5 protein-coding genes and 2 pseudogenes are annotated in these 8964 nt (G+C 41.2%); 5 read left to right on the forward strand and 2 right to left on the reverse strand.

The window, feature by feature from the left end; translation table 11 throughout:
- Positions 1-16: 16 nt before the first annotated feature.
- From V7L20_RS07790 to V7L20_RS07805, 4 genes and pseudogenes are all read left to right on the forward strand, one after another.
- Positions 17-193: pseudogene (locus V7L20_RS07790) on the forward strand (sugar dehydrogenase); the annotation flags it as partial.
- Between the two features lie 164 nt (positions 194-357).
- On the forward strand, positions 358-1761 hold the full coding sequence (locus V7L20_RS07795; protein WP_334743521.1) for a glycoside hydrolase 100 family protein: 1404 nt from the start codon (positions 358-360) through the stop codon (positions 1759-1761).
- Positions 1762-1946: 185 nt separating this feature from the next.
- Positions 1947-2804 (forward strand): annotated as a pseudogene (locus V7L20_RS32545) (IS982 family transposase).
- A 487-nt stretch (positions 2805-3291) separates the two neighbouring features.
- Entirely contained in the window at positions 3292-3579 is a 288-nt protein-coding gene (locus tag V7L20_RS07805) for a hypothetical protein (RefSeq protein WP_334743523.1), read from the forward strand.
- A 681-nt stretch (positions 3580-4260) separates the two neighbouring features.
- Here V7L20_RS07805 and V7L20_RS07810 read toward each other — a convergent pair.
- Positions 4261-7269: a UPF0182 family protein gene (locus tag V7L20_RS07810; protein WP_334743524.1), complete on the reverse strand. Its 3009-nt coding sequence runs from the start codon at positions 7267-7269 to the stop codon at positions 4261-4263.
- Between the two features lie 11 nt (positions 7270-7280).
- A complete protein-coding gene (locus V7L20_RS07815) occupies positions 7281-7511 on the reverse strand; it encodes a PIN domain-containing protein (protein ID WP_334743526.1) in 231 nt (76 codons plus the stop codon).
- Between the two features lie 56 nt (positions 7512-7567).
- Between V7L20_RS07815 and egtD the strand changes: the two genes are divergently transcribed.
- Complete coding sequence (gene egtD, locus V7L20_RS07820) at positions 7568-8602, forward strand: L-histidine N(alpha)-methyltransferase (RefSeq protein WP_334743525.1); 1035 nt, start codon at positions 7568-7570, stop codon at positions 8600-8602.
- Positions 8603-8964: the final 362 nt, after the last annotated feature.

The raw sequence follows: 8964 nt of genomic DNA on the forward strand, positions 1-8964 counted from the left end.
ATGAAAGAATGGTTTAATTACAGGTGCAACTTCAGGTATCAGTCAAGCGATCGCTATCAGACTTGCTCAACAAGGGTGCAACATTGCCATTAATTACTGCAAAGACCCTGATGCTGCGATAGATACGGAAGAAATGACATTGCAAAAAGCCTGCGGAAATATCGAAAATTGTGGTGTAAAGTCGCTACTGGTTTAGGGAGACGGTATGGAAAACCTAACCAAAACTTTAGTATTGGAATATGGCAACCGACATATTTGTGTCAACACTGTTCCCTTACCTCTTCAGTCAGCTTGAGATAGGGCTTGCGTACTTTCCACAGTTGAGCCGATACATACCATTAGTGGAATTAGACGCCCATGACTAGCGCAATCGATAAGAACAGTCTGCTAGAAGCAGAAGCCTGGGAATTGTTAGAAAAGTCAGTAATTTATTACCAAGGAAAACCCATTGGTACTGTAGCCGCCCACGATCTAGAGTCAGCTGCACTCAATTATGACCAGTGCTTCCTCCGCGATTTTGTCCCTTCTGCCTTGGTGTTTCTCATGCATGGCAAAGCAGAGATTGTGCGTAACTTCTTAGTAGAAACACTAAAATTACAAAGTCATGAAAAGCAGATGGACTGCTTTGAACCGGGAGCAGGATTAATGCCTGCAAGTTTCAAAGTCTATTCTAATGGGAATGAGGAATTTTTGGTCGCTGATTTTGGTGAGCAGGCGATCGCTCGCGTTCCCCCAGTTGATTCTTGTATGTGGTGGATTCTCCTGCTACGTGCTTATGAAAAAGCTACAGGCGATTTAACCCTAGCACGTCAGTCAAATTTCCAACAAGGAATCAAGCTAATTTTGGATCTTTGCCTGGTACATCGGTTTTCCCTGTACCCAACAATGTTGGTTCCCGACGGCGCGTTTATGATTGATCGTCGGATGGGAGTTTACGAACATCCTCTAGAAATTCAAGTATTATTCTATGCGTCTCTCAGGGCTGCGAGTGAATTGCTTTTACCAGATGAGGATGGCGATAGTTACCTTGGCAAAGTCAATAAGAGATTGGGATCTTTGAAATTTCATATCAGCAACTATTATTGGCTAGACCTGAAGCGATTGGGGGAAATCTATCGTTACAAAGGTAACGAATTTGGTAAAGAAGTTGCAAATAAATTTAACATCCACTCAGAATCTATCCCCAGTTGGTTGACCGAGTGGTTACCTGGAACTGGAGGATATTTAGCCGGAAATCTGGGCCCGGGACGCATGGATTTCCGCTTTTTTGCTCTGGGAAATCTGATGGCAATCTTAGCTTCTTTAACAAGCGATGCCGAATCTCAAAGCATCATGAATTTATTTGCCCAACGCTGGCAAGACTTGATTGGCTATATGCCTGTTAAAATCTGCTTTCCAGCTTTGGAAGGTTTAGAGTGGAAAATTGTTACAGGATGTGACTCTAAAAATAGCGCTTGGTCTTATCACAACGGCGGTAACTGGCCTGTTTTACTGTGGTTCTTTACTGCTGCGGCAGTAAAAGCAGGACGAACAGAACTTGCTCAAGCAGCGATCGCCATTGCCGAAAGACGTTTAGTTAAGGATAAATTCCCAGAATACTACGATGGCAACAATGGTCGTTTGATTGGCAAAGAAGCTAGAATTTATCAAACTTGGAGCATTGCCGGATTGCTAGCAGCCAAAAAGTTCGTAGAGAATCCAGAGTACTTGGAATTAATCAGCTTTGCAGAAGGACTTGAAGGCCCCGGCTGTAGCCTATAAATACTGATTTGCCCCAAAGCAATGATTTAGCCGTTGTACTTATACAGGATGCCTTTGCTAACTACTGGTCTGTCCCATTAATTTTGATGAGTTAGTAACCCAAGTTGCTAGTTATGCTGCCGAGAGAGCGCAGATGGTCAGTTAAGTAATAAAATCCCATCCAAGAAGTAAATTAGGAGGGGCAGATGTTAAATGAAATAATTACCGTCTATGCTATCATCGATCACCTGTTGAAGGCGATCGCTCATAATGAAGATTGTCGCACAGACATGAGCGATGCAGAAATTAAATTATTACAACTGCTATCTGCGCTGCGATATACTTTGACGGTTACCAGAATAAGGCTTGTGGCTATCTGAAAGACCATAACTTGATATCTGATATGTTAGAAAAATCACGATTTCATCGACGACTACACGGTGTCTGAATGCTGATTAACGACTTGTTTGATCAAATAGGAATGATACTAAAACAAATTAGTGATTGTGCTGAATATCTTTTAGACTCATTTCCAGTAGCGATTTGTGACAACATAGGTATCCTTAATGTTAAGTTAATCAACTCGAAAGAATACAGAGCGGAGCCGGAGACGCTCTGCCTCCGGGTTATACTGCTTCTAAAAACGCTATTTTTCCGATGTGAAAATTCAGTTATTAACGACAAAAAGTGTTATCCCTGTTGAATTTGCCTTCATGCCTGGTAGTGCAAATGATCTGTGTGCATTCAATTGTTTACCGTTAAATTTACCAGCAGGGAGTGAAGTTTATCGCGATTGAGGATCTACCGATTACACAGTTGAGAATGACCTGGAACAAACAAGCCAAATCTCGTTAAAAGTGATGCAAAAGAAAAATTCCAAGCGTCAAGACTCACCTTGGAATCAATACATTAAACAATGTACTCGGCATTATATTAAAACCGTATTTAGTTGTATCACTCGTGTTTTCCCAAAGTCAATTCATGCAGTGACGTATAAAAGGTTTTTACTGAAACTTGAAGCATTTATTTTTGCATTTACTCTTCGACAAGCATTTATGGAATGAGCAAATTATAATACTTTAAACTGGTTCAGTAATTGTATTTTTGATTCAGTCGAAGTTGGGGTTGCACAATCGCATAAATCAACAAATGCAAAAAACCTAGAATTTGATAATCCGCAACTTGTGTTAGTAGTAATCACAAAGCGTGCTTAAAAATTCAGGACTAAAGTCCTTACTACAGTATAAGTAGTATTCAAGAGAATCCTCGCTTGTAATCACCATTATTGGTATAACAATAATAAATACTTAGAGAACACATAAAACATTTATTAAACTCTCACCAGTTTTTATAATATAACTAACGAAAGTTTTTCACCCTAAATGTGTTGCTCAAGAGATAAAAATGCAATCCGAAAAAAATTAAGATCAAAATCAGCTAGATTATAAAGCTTTGTTAGCGAATGCAAAGCAAGCCTTAAAACTTGAATATCAGAAATCAGCCGCTTTAGCGTCCCAACTGCAAGCCACAAAAACTTAGATAGAGCAAGTTATGGCTGAAAACAAAACTCTAAAAGAGAGTGCTTACGAAGATGTAATTAAGCATTTTGAGGCGCAAACTCAAGCAGCAGAAGCACTAGCACTAAAAACAGAAGTACGCCAAAGATTCCTTGAAGCCAATGGTTACAACGATGATCACAGCTTCGATACTCTATGGAATAGCATTAAAAATAAGATTCAGATCCAAGATGGTGAAGTAAGAATCGTTGCTCAAAATGGCACTCCTAAATTCACTTTAACAGGCAGCATGATGACTTTGAAGGAGTTTTTTTACAACTAAAGAGCCAAATTCATGAAAGTCTCTCGCTAAAAGCGGACTAAAAATGATAGCAGAAAACTATTCATCTTTGTCTTCTGGTGGTCGTTCACTCTCGCTTTGTTGGGTGTTCCACTCTAAAACAATGGGAGCATCCCAAATGTGTAAAAACATGATTTGTCATTGCGAGCGTAACGTAGTGAAGCAAAGCAATCGCAACATCTGTACTTTGGCGATTGCTACCCTTCGGGAAGGCTCCGCCTACATTCCGCAACTCTTAGAGACGCTACCGCGTTAAGCGAAGCTATGCCGTTCGCGTAGCGTCTCGTTCGCGCAGCGTCTTTGATAGGAGAAGAGAAGGCTTTACGCTTCATTGGCAATGACAACTCATTATCTTAAATAAATTTGCTTGCATTGGGATGCTCCTAAAACAATGCGCTCTAACATCTCAGGTCACATACAGTTATTAACATCGGCGTACATTTGAATCAACTGCCTCACTTTAGGACTAATGTGGCGTATCTCTAGTTGGTTACTTTGCACCATGTTCATTAACTTTTAGTGTCTATTACATTATGTTGAATTATTAAACTATGTCTGCTGCAATAAATTTTATTAATAGATATTTTGCAAAAGCTCCCTTGCGGGTGAGTATGGGGTAACTTTAAGTTTATACGAATTACGAATTACAAATTACGAATTATTTTAACCTGGCGGGGCTGCTTCTTCAAAGGGACGGATAATCGCCGGGGCTGGTGTAATTCGTGGTTTAAAAATTCCCTGCAAGGCTTGTTCTAATGTTTGTGCCATGACAATTCGGTTTTCGTAAGCCACAACTACCCGCACCAAAGTTGGCAAGCTATTCTGTGCGGCTTCTAAATAGATTGGCTCGACATACAGCAGCGATTGCTCAATGGGAATTATTAATAAATTGCCCTGGATAGCTCTCGAACCCTGGCGATTCCACAGAGAAATTTGTTGGGAAATTACTGGATCTTGGTTGATCCGCGCTTCGATTTGCTCTGGGCCGTAAACCAGGCGTTCTTTAGGAAAGACATATAGCACCAGCCTACCGTAATTCTTGCCATCCGATCGCGCCGCTAACCAGGCGATTAAATTAGTCCGTTGTTTGGGAGTGTAAGGTAGAAGCAGGATAAATTCTTCAAAGGGCACGGTGGGTAGACTAGTAATCAAATAGTACGGCTCTACTGGCCGGGGTTCACTTCCATAGATTTCGTTGGGAATTTGCCACTGGTCTTCCCGATTGTAAAATACCTGGGGATCAGTCATGTGGTAGGTCATCAACCGCTCAGATTGAATTTTAAAAAAGTCCACTGGATACCGCGTATGACTGCGGAGATTGACTGGCATTGTACTGAGCGGTTTGAACATGTTGGAAAATATTGCTGACCAAGTGGCAATGATCGGATCGCTCTGATCGGCAATATAAAAGTTAACACTACCGTGATAGGCATCAATCACTACCTTGATCGAGTTACGAATGTAGTTTATCCCTTCGCTACCAGTGTCTGAGTAGGGATAGTGATCGCTTGTCGTGTAGGCATCAACAATCCAGTAAAGATAACTGGGATTACTTGGGAAATCTTGATTAGCAGCAGCAGCTACTAAATAGGGGTCGCTGTCAAATTTGAGGAAAGGTGCGATCGCTTGAATTCTTTGCTTGACATTTCGCCGCAGTAGCACCTTTGTCTCTGGCAAAAAGTCTCGGGTCAGCAGCATCTGCCAATCTTTCAAATACATAGCAAACAGCCAGCGCCGCCATACTGAACCAATTTCAACGCCACCCAGACCATCGTAAGAGTTGTAAACATTATCGCTACCACTAGGATAGTCTAGCTCTCTAACTCTTGTGCCAGTCATAACATAGGTATTGGTTATTTCACCGTAATAAATCCGGGGTTGCCCAATAGGAATACTGTCACGAATGGCTTCATTGGAAGTTGTAAGGGCGCTACTATTACCGCTAATATCTTTGACAAAATATTCTGGTAGCCCGCCCGCTCCAACTGTATTAACTGGGCTAACAGTAAATCCGAAACCGTGGGTATAAATTAAATGACGATTAACCCATGTTTGAGCTTCCTGTGGTACAGCATTATAGTCTAATTCTCTTGCGGCAATTAGTACCTGTCGGCGTTCTGTTGGTTTAATTACTTCCTGCTTAGGTTCTGGTGGCTTTTGGGGGGCTGATGGTTGGCGTGAATTTATATCTGTTACTAGAGTATATCGATCAATATCGGCATCAGGGAACCGATAATATGGCCGAATTTGTTGCAGCTGACGGTTAGTTTCTAACAGTGGCCGCTCATCCCATAGGCGAATATTGCGAATTGTCAAGTCATTCTTTTGAATATCAGCTTCAGTTAATGTTCCTTGGGGGTTAAAGGTTCTAGCATCGATCACCTCTAAATCGAATGCTTGGCGAGTCAAGGCAATAGTACGCTGAATGTAGGGTTGTTCTCGTTGTAACTCATTAGGTTGAACAATTAAATATTGCACTACCTTAGGTAGAACAAGGTCAGCAGCTGCAACTAATATGAGATAAACCCCTAACCCGTAAAACACCAAGTGACGATACTGAGATTTGGGTTTCCAGAAAAGCGTTCGCCAAAGGAGGTAAAAGGCGATCGCTACTGCCACGATGCACAAAACAGTGTAAGCTGGCAACTGGACTGTCACATCCGTATAGCTGGCACCATAACTTACTCCACGGGCCGAATACACAAGTTCATAGCGACTTTGCCAGTAACTCAGAGCCACTACCAGCATCAACAAGCCACCCATACCGAATAAATGACGCTGTTGCTGAGGCGAAAAACCAGGGAAAATTCCCTGACTCAAACTGTCAGCCGATAGGAGATAAGTGAGAGTAACGGCGACAAAGCCATACAAACATAATCCCATTAGCCAGAGTTCTAACAGTTCCCAAACGGGTAAGGAAAATATGTAAAAGCTGATATCTTGACCAAATAAAGGCTCAGTACTGTTGAAAAGAGTAGGATGGAAATATTGCAGCACCTTTGGCCAGTGTTGGAATATGATGAACGCAAAAATCGGACTGAAGAGAATTGCGATCGCAGTTAGTAAAAATTGGGGATAAATTAAGATTGCGATCGCTACTCCCACAATTAAACCAAGATAGGAGACTTGAGAGAAAATCTCCCTCAAAAGTTGCCATATTGTCTCTGGTCGGAATAAAACGGGAATTGGTAAAATACCTTGGTTAACTGAAGAATGCCAATAAGAAACAGTAATTTGACCATAGTGAGCCAGCATTAACCCAATCAACAAACTCAGTACTAGAGTTAGGGGTAATAACCCGCGCAATCTCATTTTTTTTAAGCGTTGCGGTGCAAGTCTACGGGTTTGGTTGTGTCTTGGATAATGAGGACTAAGAAAATTTGTTAATTCACTAGTGAGTTCTGCTTCTTCAAGCCTGACTTCCTCAATTTTTAGAGACTGGGAATATTTTAGTCGTTGTGCTAGAGCCAGATTTAGCAATAGATAAGCAGCAGTTATCCCAGCCACCACTATCCACAAAACAGCACGAGTCACTAGCCTTAACAGAAATACTTGCAGATAACCGACTTCCTGAAACCAAAAAATCTCTGATCCTACGCAAGAACCCAGATCCAGGAGTAGCCACAGCCCTAAAAATACAATTAATAGTCTAAAGCCCGATTTCCAATACATTGATATGTAATTTAATAAGAACGCCAATTCTCTATTTGCAAGCTGAGTACTCTTTGAAATTCTCGAACATTAGATGTTACAACAATATGATTGTGAGTTAGTGCTGTTGCTGCGATCAGTACATCGTAAGAATCGATAGGAGTACCTGCTGTTTTCAAAATACTTTTAATTTGGGCAGCTTGTTTGTCACAAAACGTAATTGCTCTGTTCGTAGCGGGGCGTAGGCTATGTGTTTCACTAATTAGAGTAAAGGTGTGCCATTACAGGTAACCTATTACGCCAAGCATACGGAGGTTTAATGTCGATATCTAAAGCTCTCAACAGGAACGTTACTTCTCAAAACACCATTGAAAAACGCTTGCGGATGGAGTGTTTGATAGGAGCAACTCAAATAATTGCACCTAGTACTGGGAGTGATGTAGTGAAGGGATTAACTCAAACATCTAAATCTCTACCCCCCTGTTACTTTTATGATAACCGTGGTTCTGAGCTATTTGAGCTAATCTGTGATTTACCAGAATATTATCTCACACGCACAGAAACAATAATTTTACAACAGTATGCTGGCGAAATTGCCAAGATAACTGGCGCTTGTGAATTAGTAGAACTTGGCAGTGGCAATTCTACCAAAACCCGCATTTTGCTAAATGCCTACCAGCAGCTAGACTATCCTCTGCATTACTTACCAATTGATGTATGTGCAGGTATATTGGAAAGTAGCGCCAAGCAGTTATTAAGAGATTATCCTCTACTGCAAGTTTATGCTTTAGCGGCAACTTATGAATTAGCCCTTGCAAAACTCCTACCGACGCAATTACCTAGTAGGATGATTTGTTTTCTTGGGAGCAGTTTAGGTAATCTTACACCTAATGAATGTAGTATATTTTTCTCTCAAATTACAGAAGCCCTACAAGTAGGTGAGTATTTCTTGTTGGGGATAGATTTACGAAAGTCAAAACAAATTTTGGAACCAGCTTATAACGACAGCCAGGGAGTGACGGCAGCATTTAACCTCAATATGTTAGAGCATTTAAATCAACAGTTTGAGGGGAATTTTGACACCCCCCAGTTTGAACACTGGGCATTTTACAATCAAAATGAGCATCAAATAGAAATGCATTTACGTAGCCTGCGATCGCAAATTGTAGAATTACGCGCTCTTAACCTCAAGGTTAATTTTGCACTAGGTGAGACTATCCTCACCGAAATTTCCCGCAAATTTGACCTCAATATTATCAAGCAAGAACTCACCACACAGGGTTTATTACCTCTCGAAGTGTGGACAGATCCAAATCAATGGTTTGGTTTATTGCTCTGTCAATTACAAGCATGAAAAACTCCATCCCACAAGGGGATGGAGTTTTTGGGCATGGGGAGTGGGGAATGGGGCATAGGGCATAGGTGTCAACTTAACGTATAAGCTAGATTTGACGAACTTTCCAGGTTTGACCCTCACCCTCAACTGCTCTGGCAAAATTGCCAGAGCAGAGTGGTTTCATACAAAGAAAGAAAAAACTTTGTGCAGTTGGTTGGAGAGGGCACGTTGTGCTTGAGGAATAGTTCGGAAACGGAGTTTTCGGGCGCTCGTAATGAAAAAGTTGTGTAATCCCTCTTTTGTTACTTTGGGGAAAGAAAAAACGGTAATGTTATTCAACTAGCAATAGGAAAACTGATTGGACTCGCCCGAAAATTATT

Source organism: Nostoc sp. (assembly GCF_036916735.1).
GTDB lineage: Bacteria > Cyanobacteriota > Cyanobacteriia > Cyanobacteriales > Nostocaceae > Nostoc.

Bases quoted from the DNA above. Each gene is read 5' to 3' on its own strand.
- V7L20_RS07795 (WP_334743521.1), top strand. From the start codon at position 358: ATGACTAGCGCAATCGATAAGAACAGTCTGCTAGAAGCAGAAGCCTGG.
- V7L20_RS07805 (WP_334743523.1), top strand. From the start codon at position 3,292: ATGGCTGAAAACAAAACTCTAAAAGAGAGTGCTTACGAAGATGTAATT.
- V7L20_RS07810 (WP_334743524.1), bottom strand. From the start codon at position 7,269: ATGTATTGGAAATCGGGCTTTAGACTATTAATTGTATTTTTAGGGCTG.
- egtD (WP_334743525.1), top strand. From the start codon at position 7,568: ATGTCGATATCTAAAGCTCTCAACAGGAACGTTACTTCTCAAAACACC.